The sequence below is a fragment of the Govania unica genome (assembly GCF_027920805.1).
Classification (GTDB): Bacteria; Pseudomonadota; Alphaproteobacteria; order Sphingomonadales; family Govanellaceae; genus Govanella; species Govanella unica.
This window is the reverse complement of sequence record NZ_JANWOI010000002.1, coordinates 443,557-462,241: the sequence shown is the minus strand read 5'-3', so window position 1 is coordinate 462,241 and position 18,685 is coordinate 443,557. Positions and strand designations below refer to the sequence as shown.

General features: G+C 55.2%; 6 protein-coding genes. All 6 read right to left on the bottom strand.

The features are described 5' to 3' along the window. Nucleotides 1-15: 15 nt before the first annotated feature. The 6 genes from NYP16_RS06850 to NYP16_RS06825 all read right to left on the bottom strand — a co-directional run bounded on the left by NYP16_RS06850 (nucleotide 16) and on the right by NYP16_RS06825 (nucleotide 18,660). Nucleotides 16-3,102, bottom strand: a complete 3,087-nt coding sequence (locus NYP16_RS06850) for a TonB-dependent receptor (protein WP_274943376.1) — start codon at nucleotides 3,100-3,102, stop codon at nucleotides 16-18. 228 nt (nucleotides 3,103-3,330) lie between these two features. Continuing rightward, entirely contained in the window at nucleotides 3,331-4,350 is a 1,020-nt protein-coding gene (locus NYP16_RS06845; RefSeq protein ID WP_274943375.1) for a FecR family protein, read from the bottom strand. A gap of 5 nt (nucleotides 4,351-4,355) precedes the next feature. After that, nucleotides 4,356-4,967, bottom strand: a complete 612-nt coding sequence (locus tag NYP16_RS06840) for an RNA polymerase sigma factor (RefSeq protein WP_274943374.1) — start codon at nucleotides 4,965-4,967, stop codon at nucleotides 4,356-4,358. Nucleotides 4,968-5,428: 461 nt separating this feature from the next. Beyond that, nucleotides 5,429-5,863: an SEL1-like repeat protein gene (locus NYP16_RS06835; RefSeq protein ID WP_274943373.1), complete on the bottom strand. Its 435-nt coding sequence runs from the start codon at nucleotides 5,861-5,863 to the stop codon at nucleotides 5,429-5,431. Between the two features lie 11 nt (nucleotides 5,864-5,874). Further along, a complete protein-coding gene (locus tag NYP16_RS06830; protein ID WP_274943372.1) occupies nucleotides 5,875-6,387 on the bottom strand; it encodes a toxin-activating lysine-acyltransferase in 513 nt (170 codons plus the stop codon). Nucleotides 6,388-6,486: 99 nt separating this feature from the next. Further along, on the bottom strand, nucleotides 6,487-18,660 hold the full coding sequence (locus NYP16_RS06825; protein WP_274943371.1) for a cadherin domain-containing protein: 12,174 nt from the start codon (nucleotides 18,658-18,660) through the stop codon (nucleotides 6,487-6,489). Nucleotides 18,661-18,685: the final 25 nt, after the last annotated feature.

The following is an 18,685-nucleotide window of genomic DNA, read 5'->3' as shown; positions in this document are numbered from 1 at the left end:
GTGTTCATGGCGCGGTTACCACCGTTTGGTGATCTCGAAGGCCAGGAAGCGGCCCTGTGGACTGGCCTTTTCCGGATCAAAGCCGATCCCACGCGGATTGTCGACAAAGGGCGGCCTTGCATTGGTTACATTGATGGCGCTGAAGGTAAAGCCGAGGTCCCGCAACCAGGGGCGCGCGGACTGATCCCCGGTCCAGTAGCTGACCGTCAGATCCGCCGTGGTCCAGCTGCTCACCGTTTCGGCGGGAATGATATTTTTGTTTTTATAGCTGTCGGTATAATTGACAAAGACCGTCGTGGTGAAGCCGCCATAGGCCCAGGACAGGCTGGACCGCAAGCGCCAATCGACCGGCCGGTCGAGCGTGTCGACGAGATCGACATAAGGGGCCGTATCTGTCACCGACTCCTTGAAATCAAAAAGCAGGCTGCCATTCACCTGCAGGATGAAGTCACCGACCCCGGTGGTGAGACCATATTGCGTCGTCACATCGAGCCCCCGAACGAGGCTGCGGCCGATATTGGTCAGGCGCGCATTGACAATGGCATCGACCGCGGCCGGATCGGTCGAGCCCACGACATTGACAAGTTTCGGATCGGCAAAATAGGCCAAGGTATTGGCCGCGGCGGGATTGCGCATGATCAGGGGAGCGAAGATATCATCCTTCGCAAGCAGGCCAAGATCCGTCACCTGCCCCAGGCGATCCTTGAAGCGCGTGTCGAAATAGGTGAGCGACAGATTGAAGCGCGGCAATGTGACGGGGCGGAAATCGACGCCGACGGTCCAGGTCGTTGCCGTCTCCGGCCCGAGGTCAGGATCATTGCCGGTCAGAAGAATTGCGTTCGAAAGTCCGCGCGGTGATTTCGGGTCTCTCAAGGGAAAAAAGAACACCTGATTGAGACTGGTGTCACGCTGACTGAGAATGGGCGCCCGGAACGAGGTGCCATAGGTTCCGCGCAGACTGAGACCGGGGAGCGGCGACCAGGCAAGGCCAAAGCGCGGATTTCGTGTCGAGCCGAAATCACTATAGTCCTCGAGACGGAAAGCCGCGGACAGATCCAGCCGCTCGATCCCCGGCAGGCGATTGCCGTCCCCGACGAGAGGCACGAGCAGTTCCGTGAACGCCGCCCGCACGTCACGGGTCATGTCCTGAGCCACAGAGAATTTTGTATCGGACGCCAATTCGAAATCCAGCCGCTCGATGAGCCAGCTCTCCTTGCGATAATGGCCGCCGAGCGCCAGCTTGACCATGCCGCCGGGCAAGGCGAACAATGGGCCATCCGATTTCACATCCAGGGTCCAGAGATCAAACCCCCGATTGGTGGTCGAGTATCCCGAGATCTGTTTTAACGTTGCGGGATTGCTGTGGGAGCCGTCACCGAAGGGATTGAAGGCCGTCCGTGGATTGGGGTCCGCCAGCGCTCTCGTGAGCGCGCTCATATTGACGGCACCGCTGCGCAAGCCGCCATTCTCACTGGAGCCATTATAAGTTCCGGTGAGTTCAGTCTGCCATCCGGCGCTGAGATCAAGGGAAGCTCCGGCGACGAGCGCATAGGATTCCACCCTGCCCTGATCAATTTGCGGACCAAGATCGTCGAGAAAACTATAGCGGACCTGCACGGGCGACAGGCCGCCGACCGGGTTGACATAAAAGGGATTGGTTGCCGGCACGGTCAGGGTGAGGGTCTTGGCTGGCCGGCGCGCTTCAAATTTGCGCGTTGTGTAAAGCGTTTCGGCAAAGACACGCAATCCGCCCGAGAGCTCCTGGTGCAGATGGCCATAAAAACTGTGGCGCTCCTGCTTCGGAAACAAGGTCGTGCCGCGGCGGTCATTGCCAAGGTTTGCCGTGCTGGAGATAAAATCGCCCGCGGTCAAGGATGTGCCGTCCTGTCCCTGCGGAATGGCGAAGCTTTTGCCGCCTGCCAGAAGGGTCCCGGGATTGCTGAACGGCAGGCGGTAATCGCTCCCGCCCAAAGATCTCAAGTCACTGCTGGCGGAAAAGTCGCGCTCTTCGCTAAAGAGGGGCTCGATCTTTTGATATTCATAGCTCAGAACAAGGCCGCCGCCCTGCCAGTTGGTGCCAAAGAGCTGGCTCGCCTTATACTCCTGTTGCCGACCCTCGGTGACCGTGCCATAGCGCAGACGGGTTTCCGCACCCTCATAATTCTGCTTGAGAATGATATTGGTCACCCCGGCAATGGCATCGGTCCCATAGATCGCCGAGGCCCCGTCCGGCAAGACTTCGATCCGCTCCACAGCCGACAGCGGAAGGGCTGAAATATCAACAAAGGTTCCGCCGCCAGCTGCGGCGATACGGCGACCATTGATGACGGTCAGCGTCGAGCCCGCGCCCAGTCCGCGTAAATTGATGGAGGCGCCGAAATTCCGATTGGCGAACTGAGCGCCGTTTTCGGTTCCCTGAAGTGGTGCCGTCATCGCATTGGGGCCGCCGCCGAAATTCTGCGGCAAGCTTTGCACCACATCCTGAACCGATGAAAATCCCGTGCGACGAATATCCTCCTGATCAAACACAAAAAGCTTCGATCCGATCACATTGGCGCCCCTGATATTCGAGCCGGTCACCACGATCTCCTCGAGGTCAAGCGCCACAGCCGGCTTTTTTCTCGGAGACATGTCATCGGACGCATCATGGGCGATCTGCTCCCCCGGATTTGTTTCGAGGGAGGTGAACATGGCAGATCCGCCTGTCTCCAAAGCGGATCCCGGCCGCGCTTCTGTGCGATGGAGAATAAGTTGGCGATCTGCGGTGACCTCATAGGCGAGCCCGCTATCCTTGAAGAGACGGTCGAGCGCGTCTTGTAACGATAACTGTCCTTTGAGTTCCGGCGCCTGTTTGGCCGCAATGAGGTCCGGCGTTGCGACCACCAGAAGATCCATTTGCTCCGACAGGGCCAGCAGCGATGTGGACAGCGCCTGAGACGGAATATTCAAGGCCCAGGTTCTGCTCTGCTCCTTCCCCTCAGTCGTCTGAGCAAAGGCCGCCTGGCCCGGGACTGTTCCATAAAAAACGGCCAAGGCAATGACGGAAACAGCGGTTGCATATCCGGATCGGCGCTCTGCACCGGATGGTTTCAGATGTCCCATGAATCTTCTCCCCATATGACAGATCGAGCTGGCCATGGCTGCTCCATGGCGTCGATCTTTCGTCTAGGAAGAGGAACGGACGACCCGTGAGAACCGCCACAAACTTTCTGACGGCACATCGTCTGATGGAGACAGGACAAGCGATTGCGCACGTCAAATAGAATTCAAGACGAGAGAAGCACTCAATCCTCAAGATTTTCTTTGAGCCTCTGGCAGAATGTCATCAGTTCAGGCGCTCGGTCTCGCTCTGAGGATGATCCGGCCAGGGGTTGTGCGATCGGCGACCAGAGACAGCTGGCCTTCAAGCCTTGCAATCATCTGATCGATCTGGTCCGTCTTGAAGGAGGCAAAGACCGGTCGCTTGGCAAGCTCCGGAGAGCCAACCATAATCACGCTCTCCGAATAGCGGTTCATGTCAGCGAGAACCTCGGCCAGGGCGGTGTTCTCGTAAATGAGACGCCCCGACCGCCAGCTGCCGGGATAGTCTGCAGAGGTGATATCTTGCGGATCAAATCTGTCCGTCGAGGGAGCAATTATTTTTTGTCCGGCATAAAGGCGGATCTTTGTTTCCGCATCGCGTTTTCCGGCCTTGTCCGCATCCGCAACATGAACTTCGACGACCCCTTCGACGACTTCCACAGTCACGCCTGCGGGGCCCTCATGGATATTGAACTCTGTGCCGACCACCCGAATCTCGACGCCGTCGATCTGAAGGTGCATGGGACGCGCCGCATCTTTTGCAACCACAAAATAGGCCTCGCCACCGGTCAAGCTCAATTGTCGGCGGTCCGCTTTGAACGTGACCTCAAGACGGGATTTTGGCCCGAGCGTCACGCGACTGCCATCGGCAAGGGTAAGCTGTCTGACTTCCGCCGTCTTGGTGACATAGCGCGCTCCATCGAGGCTCTGAGGAAGCGAACTCAAAATCAAGGTGAGGCCAATGGCAAGCGCGGACAAGCCAAGACCGATCCGTCTCTGCTGGCCCTGCCTGAAGAGCTTTCCCGGAAAGGATTTGAGGCCACCCCTGCCCGCCATATCCGGAACCTCGAGGGCCGCCAAATCTGTAAGTTCACGGCTTGTGCGCCAAATCGCGGCAATCTCGTCATAGGCCTGTTTGTGCCTGGGGTCGAGCGCCAGCCAGTCCTCGAAGCGCAGGTGATCCCCCTCATCCGGGGTATCGGCTTCCAAAAGCGTCACCCAATAGGCGGCCTTCCGCCGCATCCGCAGAGTTTGTGCATCCGTCTCCATTTCGGCTATCGCTTTTCTGTCCTGCAGGACCGCTGAGGTGGAGGACGATCCATTGCTGCACGAATATCTGCGAGGGCACGCTCCACATGCCCGCGTACGGCACGTTCCGACATTTTCTCCTGCCGCGCAATCTCCACCACGGGAAGATCATGGATGCGGCTCAGAATAAATATCCTGCGCCGTTTGGGCGGCAGACCCAAAATGAGCGTGGTGAGCTGATCAAACGATTGCCGCTGCGACAGAATATGTTCCGGTGACTGATCGTTTTCCGCGGCGAAGAGCTGACCGGCCTCGGTACAGGCTTTATACTGTGCGACATACTGGTCACGGGTCTGTTTTCTGCGCACCGCATCAATCAGTGCATTGCGGGCAATCTGCAGCAGAAACGCCCAGGGGTGTTCGATCTGGTGACAGGATGCATATTTGGCAATCAGACGTTCAAAGACTGTCTGCACAAGGTCAGATGCCTGATCAGGATCTTGGATACGCCGGCGCAAGAACCGCAATAAATCCGGGGCGTGATTCTGAAAAAGGTCCTCGATCATAAGTTTTTGAATTGGATTTCCGCCATCATCAACGACAGTTGCACTATTTGGCCGGGGTGACCTGTCATGCATGACCGCCCCCTGACGTCTCTGGAACGCACGGCAGATATCGAGCCAAATCAGACTGTAAGGACAGAGCAGCATAAGGAATGGATCGGACGAGGGACGCCATGGACAAACCCCATTTTCCATAAGGAATGGGGCGTCCGGCCATAAGGCGGGCCGGGTAGTGGAACCCGAAAAGAGTACGGGCGCGCTATTTTAGGCAAGACGAAAACCGAGCGGACTGCGAACAGCCGCTCATCGTCCGACCCTCGGACATTTCGCGCGACCCGGCCCATAATTATGAAATCGCCTGCGGGTCTCTTTTGGGGTTTCCACGCCCCACAGCCGACGGGCGGCCAGCTGCCCTTAAAATATTCCCTAAATTCTCGCCCAAAGCAAGCCCCGACCAAGATTTCAAAATCCGTTGGGCAATTTCAGACGGTCAAGAAGGGAACGACCGCATGTTTGTGGGCTTCTGCTGCCTCCCCTCACCGCTCGCCGAGCCGCGCGAGGGCTGCCCTGGCCTGCGGCAGGCCCGGCGTGTCGGGTCCGGTGGTGACAGGGATGACGCGGCCGTGGCTTTCCTTGCCGACGGCCGGAGAATAGATATAGGTGCGATTGCTGCGTGGGGTTGCGGCCTGTTGATAGGCCCTGATGGCTTTGGCGCGGTCAGGGGTGGTCCCCAGGCCATATTCATAGGCATAGCCGAGGAGATATTGGCTGATCTGATTTCCCGAATCCGCCCAGCATTGCAGGCTCACGAGAGAGCTGGTTTCGATTGCGGTCCGCGCCCCTGCATCACTGGACAACGCCGATGCCTCGCCGGGCGGTTGTCCTTGGCAGGATGGACCCTGCACACAACCGGACAGCGAGAGCAACAGCAGGAGAGCCCCCGGCCCGATCGAGAACACCCGTCCTGCCATCATACTGCCCCTCAATGGACCTTGTCGTCTTTCAACCCGGCGGCGGCCTTCTCGATCACCGCCTTCAATTTTTCGCCAGCATCAGCCTCGACCGTCACCACCTCGCGCTTGCCGGTCTGCGGATCGGTTTTATGCAGACGGAACTGCTGGCCCTTGAGGGGGCCAGAGATGAGGTCGGCGACCATGATTTCGCGATGGCGGTTTTCGGGCGTGGCGAAGGGGGCCACGAGATCAATCAGCCAGACATTTTCGCCCGAGACCCAATCGTCGGGCGTCAGGCGATTTTCCGCCTCAAGCAGCGGCTTGTTGAGCTTGTCCTGAGCCGCGTCGGAGAGTTTGGCCCAGAGCGCCACGCCGATGGTTTTGTCGCCGTCGCGGAACACATAGAACTGGCGATGCAGCAGCGGCGGCATGATCAGCCATTCAAGATCGGCGAGTTTCAGATGACGGTGTAGCGGAGACTGGGTCAGAAGCCAGGTCAGTTCACCAAACACATGGCTGACAGTGGGGTTGTTTGCGGTCACGAGGATCCATCCTTTAGCTAAACGATTGTGAGCATTCTGGCATGCCGGGCGGCAGGGGGAAAGGGCCCCTGGCATCTCGCCCGGGAGCCCCGTCCTTGATCAGAACTGATGCAGGCTGCTGGCCGCCAGTTGCGCCGCCCGCTCCTCCAGCAGGACACGTTGGGCTGAGAGCCCGCCGTCGCCCTCCGCGCCGAAGCTGGCCATGGCCTGGATCAGCTGGTTGAGCCTGGCATCCGTGGTCACGGGCGGCCGGGACGCCGCCTTATAGGCCAGCATCACATCCCCCGCCGTCCCGGTGGAGCCATCGGCCCGTTCGAAGCTTGCGGTGCCGACAACGATATTGCTGCCGACCTTCCATTCCTGGTTCACGGCATGGGAGGCGAGACCGATGCTGGCAATCCCGGCGTCGGTCAGCGACTTCAGCTCACCGGCATCGGTCACGCCATTGTCATTGGCATCCTTCCAGACCCGGAACTCGGCGAACCGGGTGTCGCCGATATCGAGCTTGCCGTTCTTGTTGCTGTCAAAGGCCGAGAGCCCATCGAGATCGCTGGTCGCCCCGAGCTTGTCATTGAGGAAGGAAATCTCCCCGATATCATTGATGATGCCGTCGCCGTTGCGGTCGAGGGCGAGGAACCCGTCCCCCTTGCCGAGCCAGCCGGTATCGTCGGCTACGCCGTCGCCGTTCATATCGAAGCGGGCTTTGGATTTCGAGGCCTTCTTCATCTCGACGCCGTCACCGTCAAGATCGAGAATGATCGGCGCCGCATAGGTCACCGTGCCGTTCTTGAAGGTGAGCGGCGCCCCGTCCCGGATCAAGCCGGCCAGGGGATCATAGACCCCCATGGTATTGGTGCGGCGAATGAACAGCTCCCCGCCCTGGGTCACGAGGCGATACTTTTTCATTTTGGCGTCGAAATTCAACGGCTCGGCCGCATTGAGATCGGCCTTGAATTCAAAACCGATGTCGCCCACGTCACCTTGGGTGCCGTTGAAACGGGTATAGCGCGTGGTGGCAAAGATCTTGCTGTTGCCGATATCGCTCCGACCGTTGCTTGGCGTGGCATTGCTGAGGGCAATATCCACGATCTCCGCCTCAGCCAAGGTCCGCAGCTCACCCGCCTGGCTGATGCCGTCCTGATTGCGATCCTGCCAGATCCGGAATTCGCCAAAGCGATCATCAAGGGCCGAGAGCTTGCCGTCGCCATTGCTGTCGAACGCGGCCAGGCCTTCAAGGTCGGTCTTCGCGCCCTCCTTGTCCTTGACAAAGGAGATTTCCGAGATGCCCTCGATCTTGCCATTGCCGTCGCGGTCAAGTGCCAGGATGCCATCCTCGCCCTTGGTCCAGCTGGTGCGATCGCGGTCGCCGTCGCCGTCCATGTCGAAATAGGTTCTCGACGCGGAGATCGCCGCGATATCGAGACCATTGCCATCCATATCGAAGACGATGGGAAGAGCGAGCGTTATGTCCTCTTCTTTAGGCGCAGGAGGCGGCGTTGGAACATAAGCGAGCATCACATCCCCAACCGTGCCGATGGTGGCATCGGTACGGATGTAATCAGCCGTGCCATAGATTACATTATCTTCGATATTTCCCAGACCAGCTCCCGTCGTCGTCAATGTCAGATTGATAGCCGCGATCCCGGCATCGGTCAGGGTCATGAGCTCACCCGCATCACTCACTCCGTTCTGATTAAGATCCCGCCAGACGTGGAAATCACCGAAGCGTGCGTCTTCTACATCAAGCATGTTGTCACCGTTGCTATCAAAAGCACGAAGACCTTCGAGGTCAGACCGGGCCCCAACAACATCCGCAACAAAGGAAAATTCAGATACATCGGTCACAATGCCATCGCCGTTGCGATCGAGAACGAGGAATCCATCGTCCGCCGCAACCCAACCAGTGCGATCGGGGGTGCCATCATTGTTCATGTCAAACGTCACCGTGGAGGCCGCCACAGAGATCAGTTCCAGGCCGTCATTATCCAAGTCAAAGACAATGGGCCATTCCGGAACGATACTATGCTCGACCGCAAAATAAATAACGCCCTGCAACCCAGAAGCATCCGTGACCCTAACGGAGAAAGTCGAGGCGCCATATACGACCAAATGGCCATTCTGGTTTATTGATACATTTCCCCCTACCTGATTATGAACGGTATAGACAAAGGGACCGTTATTGTCTGGATCTCCTGGAAGAATGTCCACCTGTGCCGGAATATTTATATTCGAACCCATAACCATGGACTGCAGTGTATATGTCGAGGTTGGACTGTTCGGCAAACCACTCACGTAGGGTTTAGGCGCTTCATTTACATTTCTGAGATTGATTGTCACCGTCGCGATAGATGAGCTCAATCCAGTACCGCCTTGATCCGTCACTTGCACGCCAAGTGTGATGGTCCGATGAGCCAGATTTTCATAATCCAGGATCATATCCGCCCAGATTTTTCCGTTATCATCTATCCGGAAAGAGTTATTGGGATTCCCGCTCACAATTGTGAACTTATGATTACGATTGGCCGTCAGAACATCAGGATCTGCAAAGGCTAATGTCGCAATAGACCCACTTTGTGGCCCTGGCGCATAATCGCCCTCATCAATATTGAATGTCTGATTGCCAATTGTTGGAGCCTCATTGATGTCCGTCACAGCAAGGTTAATAGTAGCTGTCGCCAATCGGCCGTTTGCCATGCCGTCCCAGACCACAACCGTATAATTGAAACTCTGATTGTCACTCTGTGACAATCCACCGGCCACGGTGATTTGTCCGGTTTCCTGATTAATCTGGAAGCGGCCATCACGCGTCGTTTGAGATAGTCTATAGGTGCCGTCCACCGTAATCGCCTGTACTGACGAGTTGATATGAACAAAATAGTACTTCTTGACGCCGGTCGGCTGCGTTGCAAGATCCGGGTCGGTCGCACTGACACTGCCGACGACCGTGTTCACCGCAGCAAACTCGGACACATTGGCGAAACTATAGCTTGCGGCGGAGAAGCTCGGGCGCTCGTTCTCATCCACAATATTGATGCTCAGAGTCTCTGAATAAGTAAGCCCCGCCGGATCGGTGATCATGACCTGGATCTGGTGAGATGCGTTGGTTTCGTAATCAATAAGGGTTGCGTTCTTGACCCGGATAACCCCATTGGCATCCATCTTGAAGCGGCCGCCAGCATCATCGAGCAGTGTAAAGCTCATGTTCGTGTCGCCGTCTGGGTCTGTATAACCGACGGTGCCAACCACGACCTCATTGCTGGTGAACTCCGACACCGAAGCCGTCAGTGCCAGATCCGTCGGCGCTGCATTCATCACCACGGTCAGCGACTGGGCCGTGGTCTGAGCGCTGTCATTGTTGCTCTGTTCCCGGGTTCGGGCATAGACGCTGAGGTTGAGATCCTGATACCAGCTGGCTGGCCCGGTGATCATCAGGCCCGACAGCTGATTGGCCGCCACCACCCAGGCGTCGAGGGTCGCGTTGTAGCTGCCTTTATTGAGGCTGAGGCCCGAGGGCAGATTGCTGATGACAATCTCCTGGACCTCCGAGCCGTCCTGATCCGGGAAGCTCGCCTGGATATGCAAGGCCACACCCGTGGCCGCATTGCCGGTTCCGGCCGCAAGCTGGGTGATGGTCGGCATGTCGGCCTTGGCATTGATGGTCAGGGTGAAGATCTGGTCTGACGAGAAGATCCCGCCGGCATCGACGGCGCGGACCCGGAAGGTCACCGTGCCATGGACATGGTCTTTCGGTTGAATGGTGACCTGACGATCACCATTGCTGTCGGCCGCGCCGATGGTGACGGTCTTGACCAGGCTCCAGTCTTCCTGGGTCAGATCGCTCGGATTGACCGGTACGATCGAAACCGTCAGCCCGGCGTTCGGCGTGATATCGTCGGTGGCCATGACCGTCAGCGTCAGCGATTGATCCTCATCTTTCTGTTGGTTGCTGATGGCGGTCACCACCGGCGCCTGATTGCCGGTCCAGAGCGTCTCAAGCTGGCTTTTATAGCTCGTATCCTGTTCCAGGGTATCGCGCTCGGTCAAGGTCTCCGGCTTGTCATGGACGCCCATCAGATCGACGAGAGATTCAGAATCGATGGTCTTGGTATAGCGTTCGCCGGCGATGATAAAATCGATCTTGTAATTGGCGCGATCATTGCTGGTCGAGATCACATACCAGTTCTTGATGGTGGTCACGGTCGCACTGCCGATGACCGTAATCACCATGTCATCGCCGACCCGTTCGAACCACAGGTCGTTGTAATTGATATCCTGATAGCCGATGACGTCGATGTCATTGCCGCTCGGGTCATAGTTCCAGATGGTATCGGCGCCCGAACTGGTCCGCATCAGATAGGTGTCGTTGCCGAGTCCGCCGTCGAGCGTATCATTGCCGGTGCCGCCATCGATGATATCGTCACCATCCCCGGCATAGAGCGTGTCATTCCCGGCACCCCCGAGCAGCGTGTCATTATCCGCACCGCCATAAAGCGTATCGTCGCCATCACCCCCATCGAGTTGATCGTCCCCGGCGTCACCATAGAGGATATCGGCCCCGGCACCGCCAAGGAGAACATCATTCCCCCCCAGGCCATGCAGCGTGTCATCGCCTGCAAGGCCTTCCAGCCGGTTGTCGCCTGCGTCCCCGCTCAGGATGTCGTTGAACGCTGTGCCATGGAGATTCTCGATCGCCGTCAAGCTGTCATTGGCGGCGTCTCCCGTGGCACTGCTGCTGCCATCGAGATAGACTGTAACCGCAGCTGTACTCGCGTCATAGCTGACCGTATCCGACCCGGCCCCGCCATTGAAGCTGTCCGCCCCGGCACCGCCGAGGAACAGATCGTCGCCCTCATCGCCATAGAGGCTGTTGTTGCCGCTGCCGCCACTCAGCACATCGCTTTCGCCGCCACCATGCAGCTCATCATTGCCGCTGTCGCCGGCCAGGACATCATGGCCCGCCCCGCCCCAGAGGATGTCATTGCCGTCTCCGCCAGAGAGGCTGTCATCACCGCTGCCACCAAAGAGCGTGTCAGCACCCTCCTCCCCGTGCAGGATGTCAGCGCCATCCCCGCCATCAAGGAGGTCATCACCAGCCCTGCCCTCGAGCACATCATTGCCGGCAAGCCCATAGATATGATCGACACCCTGAGCCCCGATCAATGTGTCGGCGAAAGCCGTGCCATTGATGACATCGATCAGATCCTTGATGGCGATGGTGAAGGTCTTGACGTAAGCAAGCCCGAGCCCATAGCGGTCGGTCGCGGTCACCGTCACATCGATGGTCGCCGCGGCCTCGTAATCGAGGCTCTCGCCCACGCGCAGGCGTAGGGTATTGTCACCGACAACCTCAAATCGTGCGTCAGACACCGTATAGCTGTGCTGACCGAAGAAGTCACCTTCAAGCGGATCATCCACATCAAGGGCCTGCAGTGTCCCGAGGGTGACACCCGTCAGTGTATTCTCGGGAATGCCATCAAAAGCCTCGGCCGCGGTCAGGATGATATCGGTCGGCGCATCATTGACCGAAATAATGGTCATGGTCACTTTGGCGTCGACCGATTGGCCGTCCGCATCGGTCACCGTGATGAAGAACTCATCGCTGCCATAATAATTGAGAGCCGGAACATAGGAAAACTGCCCCGTCGTCGCGTTCAGGGTCACCGTGCCATGGGCGGGTTCGGTCTTGAGTACGTAGCCGGTGATGTTCCCATCATGATCGATCGCACCGACGCCCTGCAGCGGAGACGCCGTATCCTCATCGATGGTGATGCTGATGGCGCTGACCCGTGGCGCCGCCTTGCCGCCCGCATGCCAATAGTTGGGCAGTTCTGTCGTCACGGCTGTTGGCATGGCCGTCGGTGTCGTGGTCAGTGCGCCGGTCATCTGGGTAATCAGCGGCTCGGCATAAGCCAGATAAACCGCATGGGTGGTCGTGGCGATCGTCTTGATCCGGCTCGGGCTACCCGCCGCATAATAGTTCTGTACCGTGATGGTGGCATTGCCGCCGATGACGCCGATGCGCAGGTCGTTGTTGACCCGGGTCATCCAGATCTGGCGATAGTCGACCGAACCGTCAAAGGCGATACTGTTGACGCCTTCAGCATCGACCACCGTATCCGTGCCGGATTTGGCATCAAACAGATAGATGTCATCCCCGGCACCGCCGGACAGGCTGTCATCACCAGCCCCACCGACCAGTTGGTCATCCCCCGCCCCGCCGGAAAGCGTGTCATTGCCATCCCCGCCGACCAGGAGATCCTTGCCATCATCACCATATAATGTATCGGCGCCCAGACCACCGATCAGACTGTCATCCCCGGCATCACCATGGAGGATGTCATCTCCCTCCCCGCCGTCAATGATGTCATTATCATCGCCACCCCAGGCCTGATCATTGCCATCACTGCCCGCGATGCTGTCTTCACCCGCACCGCCATATAGCAGATCATTGCCCACACCGCCATCGAGCACGTCATCACCGGCGAGCCCAGACAGCGTGTCATTGCCATCAAGGCCAAACAAGCGGTTGTCTCCGGCGTTGCCGGTCAGAACATCATTGCCATAAATCGAGCCGACGACGTTTTCGATCGAGACCAGGGTGTCGCCCGTCGCATCACCGCCAGAGGCTGTTTGGGTTGTAAGATCGACTGTGACACCAGAAGCAGACGTCACATAGCGAATGGTGTCATTCCCGGCACCGCCATCGAGCACATCAGCGCCCGTCCCACCTTCGAGATGATCGTCGCCGTCGCCACCATAGAGTGCATCATTGCCCCCACTGCCTGACAGAATATCATTGCCCCCCAGTCCCGAGAGCGTGTCAGCGCTAGCATCCCCAAAGATCAGGTCATCTTTGCCATTCGTACCATTAACGGTATGGCCCCAATAAACCGATTTAAAATTCGTAAGGCTGACCGAGAGTCCATCATCAAGCTGCAACCACTCAATTGCTAAATTCACATTTGTCTGATTGACAAGATACAGATCGCCGAAAGGCGTCCAGAGATAAAGATTCTGCCCGGTGAAATAACCATACAGCTCAGAAAGGCTGATGCCCCGGCCAAATTCAACGGTATCTTCGCCACCATTGATTGTGCTATCGAATTTATCTCGTGTGACTTGCTGATCATTACCAGAGCGCGCGAAACCGCCCTTCCAGCCACTGGTATTCCAGGATGAGATTTCAGGTTTTTGCTGGAAAAAGCTCGTAAATTTATACTGGTCGTAATCATAGACGATGACATTATCGCTACTGCTCACTGTCAGGCGGAACCTATAATAGGTTACGCCAGACTCCACAATCGTTTCGAGATATTCCCAATTACTCGTGTAGCCATCAACCAATTGACCATTCGAATGCACAACCTCTTCAATCGTGAAGGCTCCATCTCGAATGTAATCACGCGAGTTACCCATGTTCCAGACATAAGTATCGTCCCCAAGGCCGCCAAGGACATCATCATCCCCCCCTCCCCCGGTCAGGACATTGTCTGCACCATCCCCTGCGATTTTGTCATGTGTTGGTGATCCCGTGATATTTTCGATCGAATGGTACGTATCCCCAGCCGCAAATATTCCGACATTATATTGGGCAGCATTCAGATATACGACTACCCGATAATATCCCGTGTCCTCATAAGACGCCGTATCGCTTCCTGCGCCGCCGACAAGGGTGTCAGTCCCAACGCCGCCGATCAGCAGATCATCTCCAGCACCGCCATAAAGGACGTCATCCCCTGCGCCCCCCCGTAGGATATCGCGTCCGGCATTGCCATTCAGGATATCATTGCCGTCACCGCCAAAAATATCATCGTCACCACCATTCCCAGTGATCCAGTCAGCCCCGCCCGTGCCCGTCAGGGTATCATTCCCATCCGTCGCAACGGCATTCGCCGCACCGAGTTTGGTGTTTTCAGTATCAAGCGCACCCGTTGCTACAAAAACGAATTTCTCGATTTGCGGAGTGACCGCATACCAATCCCGTAACCGGATTCTATCCGGAAGTGATGCAAAGCTTGAAACCGTGGCGTTCTCCTCGGAGATGCCGACATAAAGATCATTGCCGGACCGTGTCAGCATCAGATCCTGAATATCGATACCCAAACCGAATTCAAGCACATCATTGGTGCCGTTATCTGCAGCCATGATACCACTGCTCGGCGGAACATGGCGCCGCAGAGTGTGGGTTTCTTCATCATAGTCGAAAAACCCGATCCAGTTCGTGCCATCAAAGATCAGATCAGCACCACGACCGATCGTATTATCGGTCTCATTACGACTAAAGCCATTTACATAGGCGTTCTGCCAGACGATTTCCCAAGTATCCGTGTAATCATCCATCAGCGTATCGCGGCCATCGCCACGGCTGATCCGGAATACATCGTTGCCAGCTCCGCCGACGATCATGTCATTCCCACGTCCGCCGGACACAAGATCATTGCCGGCTCCGCCATAGATATCATCATCTCCGCTATCGCCGGTGATGACGTCCCAGCCCTTGCCACCCATGAGCTTGTCATCATCGTCGCCACCGACGATCAGATCATCTCCGGCTCCGCCATAGACGGCATCCTGGCCCTTGCCGCCGAGCCCGACGTCATCACCCTGCAGCAATGACAACAGATCATTTCCAGCACCGCCAATGGCAAAGTCATTGCCCTGCGTACCGATGATCACATCATCGCCATCGGTGCCGACGGTGAAGGAGACAAAATCGGCAATGCGGATCGCCTGGCCATCGGCAAAGACCAGCCATTCGATTTTCTTATAGCTGTTGAACCAATCCTTCAGCACCACTTGGTCAGAGGTCAGAACATTATTCTGCTTGATCTTGACGATCAAATCCTGGCCATCCACACCTCCAACGGTCGGGGAGCGTTGCAGCTGAATATCACCAAGTCCAATACCTGCCCCAAAGACCACACTGTCTTCGCCGCTAGGTGCGCCATTTTCGGAATAAATATTGGTGGCTGACCAATCACGAGCTACGACACCTGCTGCAATTGCAGCCAAGCGCGCGGAAATTGGATCCCCGGATCCCGCATTGCCCGGATCATCAAAGGCAATATCCGCACCGTCACCAAGGCGGAAGAGATACTGATCGCTCCCCGCCCCGCCGTACAGTTCATCGCCATCGCCCGCGCCGCCCGAAAGAATATCTCCCCCAGCACCGCCATAGAGGATATCGACATCCACTCCGCCCTCAAGCCAGTCAGACCCCTCACGGCCATAAAGGATATCGTTCCCCGCACCGCCGTTCAGATAGTTGCCATCACCACCCTTGGCATTGGCATCGACGCCACCAGCATGCAAAGTATCATTGCCGTCACCGCCGAAGATCCAGTCGTCGAGCTTGCCACCATAAAGGATATCATTACCGGTACCTCCGAAGAGATCATTGCCAAGGTCACCACCCTCAATCACGTCATCACCGGCACCGCCATCGATTACCGCTGCAATACCAATCTTGTGGGCGGTTCCATTGTAGGCAGCACCGTTAAGCGTGATACCGGCATTAATTCCACCTGATGATGTTGCATCTAGAAAATCACTGGACACACGTATGGTGTCGTTACCCGATGTGCCCGCAATGATATCTTTGTCAGCCGAAGAAATCGTATCCCCGATCGAACCCAGAAGATAATTTTTGCTATCAAAAACCTGCCACTCGCGAGCATATTCTATGAAATCAAAAACAGCAGAGAATTGCGCCGCTGTCAGGCTGTCACCATTAATTTGGCCGTCTTTAAGTTGATCCAACCAGATAGAGAATCCCCCCGTCCAGTCAGTTGCAGAACGCTTAGTAAGACCCAACTCATTGGCTTGAGCGATGGTGATGATCCAACCAGCAGCAAAAGCTGAATCTGGTTCAGCGATGATCAAAGCATTGATAGCTGTTGAGTTTGCAAGATACCGGCTATAGTCTTGTGCGGAGGTGATATTGCCAATTAAGGTGTCAATCGAGAAGAGAGAGTTTTCAAAATTACCCTCTGAAATCGTTTTGGCAATTGCGCGCTTAGCATAGATGTCGCCACCAGCGATCTGTCCGATCATATCGGAAAGACCCTCATATACACCGTAGGAAATCAGTTTCTTGGCGCCATTTTCATCCATATCAAAAGTATGGGTGATAGCGTCGCTATCTTTTGTCGACGTGGGCTTATAAACATATTTAGTCTTACGCATGCCGTAATTACCGGCCTGCACTTCGTCCGGGGCAATTAACTTTCCACCCACGGCACTAAGAATATTATTATATGTACCAGCTACCGATTCCGCGATCCCTTTCGCCGCATCTTTCGAGCCGCCTTTTTTGGACCAGATATTGGTAACAGTGAACTGTTTCGTCGTTTCGTCCCAGCTGACGTCAGCACCAGAACGTGGCGCGCCCCCAAAGACGGAGCCAATAAGTCCGCCAACAATAAAGCCTACAAAGGCTCCAACCGCAGCCCCAATGGGCCCCCAAATCATACCAAACTTGGCACCCCATTGACCAAGTACGTATGCGCCTATCGCACCACCAACCGCTGCACCAATTTGACCACCAAGAGTATCAAATGTTATAATTTCCGCTGCCAGCTTTGAGCCAATATAAGACCCAATAACATTGGCGAAATTTACAAACTCAAGTCCCTTAAAAGCATTGACACCCTCTGCGATGTTACTCGCCATCGTAGAAAGGACAAAGCCAGCGGATGTATTGAGTACCTCACCTGCGATGCCATCGAGACCAACCTCAGCAAGCAACTGGCCAACAAGGAAAGACGTAATAGCTCCTTGTGCAGCCTGCCCCAAATCCTGGCCAAAGTCAGAAAATGATTCATCAAGTGCTTTATTAAAGCTATAACTGTCTATTGCCGAGAAACCGACAATTTGAGCTAGATTTTGGCCTAGAGCTCCGAAAAATGTCCCTGCCGCGACTTGTGCAAAAGGATCATTCCCAACAAGCTGGCGTCCTAGAGTTGAACCAAAGATTGAGCCGATCTGACCATAAGAGATACCTGTACTGCCAATGAGCACATCAACTTTTTCTCTCGTCCCATCTTTGTACGATTCCCTAATTGTTACATCACCCTGAATCTTCTCGACAGTCACATTTGTGTCTGCAAAAAGGGCCTTTGCTCTAACCTTTCCGTATTTATCGACAGTAAGCAAATAGGAATTTCCGTCTGCATCACTTCCGGAAATAGTGCGAGCACCATCGATGCCATCTTCAAGGGATGCTTTAAATTCTGAATAGTCATCAAAAAAATTTTTAAACTCTTGCTGATTTAAATCAGGCAACGCCGCCTTGATTGCCACCAAAAGAGAGCGACGCATATCATCATTCAAATACTCATCATTTAATCGTGCGTCTACAACATCAACTGTCCCTATATTAAAATCAGGTTTCAATTTAAATTTTATAAAATTGTTATTACTTCCGGGTGTTACTATTATATTTTCAATGATTGGTATATTTTCACTGTCAAAATAAGCTTTACTATAACTATTAAATCCACCTGTTGTTTGAGATTCAACTGATCCGCCTTTATAAGAAAAAGTCTCGATAGAGTTCCCAGTCGTACTCCAACCTACCGTAAGAGCGGAGGGAGACAATCCTTCAAGACTGGCAAGAGCATCCTGTATTTTTTGTTGTGTTGGTAACGTTCCAATATTAAATACAGACCCCCATAAATCACGCTCAAGATTAAATTCAACCTGTACATTTTTTGAAGGGCCTAACACAAGGTCGGTCAAGACCTGACTAAGACCAGAATATGCATAAATCCCCCCTCCAATAAGTCCTCCTGCAAGGGCAAAAGCCCCCTCGACAATAGGAGCAGCAGGCCCAGAGGCTGCTGCAAAGGGGGCCCCTATCACTGCGCCAAACTCAGCTCCGGCTAGCGTAGCCCCACCACCACCCATGAGGGAGAAGCCGCCATTTAATAATACATGTTTAACGTCCCCGCCAGAATTGGCAGCTTCATGTGCGTCAACAAGAACAATGCCAGCCTGATAAGCTGTTCCCAAATTTCCAGCAACTTTTACAAAACTTGGGATCGTGCCATGTTGAGCATTTGAAACGCCATCTATAAACGACCACTGAGCATCAGAAACTTGAAAAACAACACCAATAGCGTTAGTGAGGGGACGGTCCCCTATAGAAGGCGAATTCCCACCCAAATAAAATGAAAGATCAACTCCGATTCCTTCAAAAGGAACAAAAATATATGCCGATCCTGTTTTAGAAGGATCAGCAAACATTACGGGCTTAAAATTAACAATTGACATGATGGCACCCTAAAATTTTTATTAA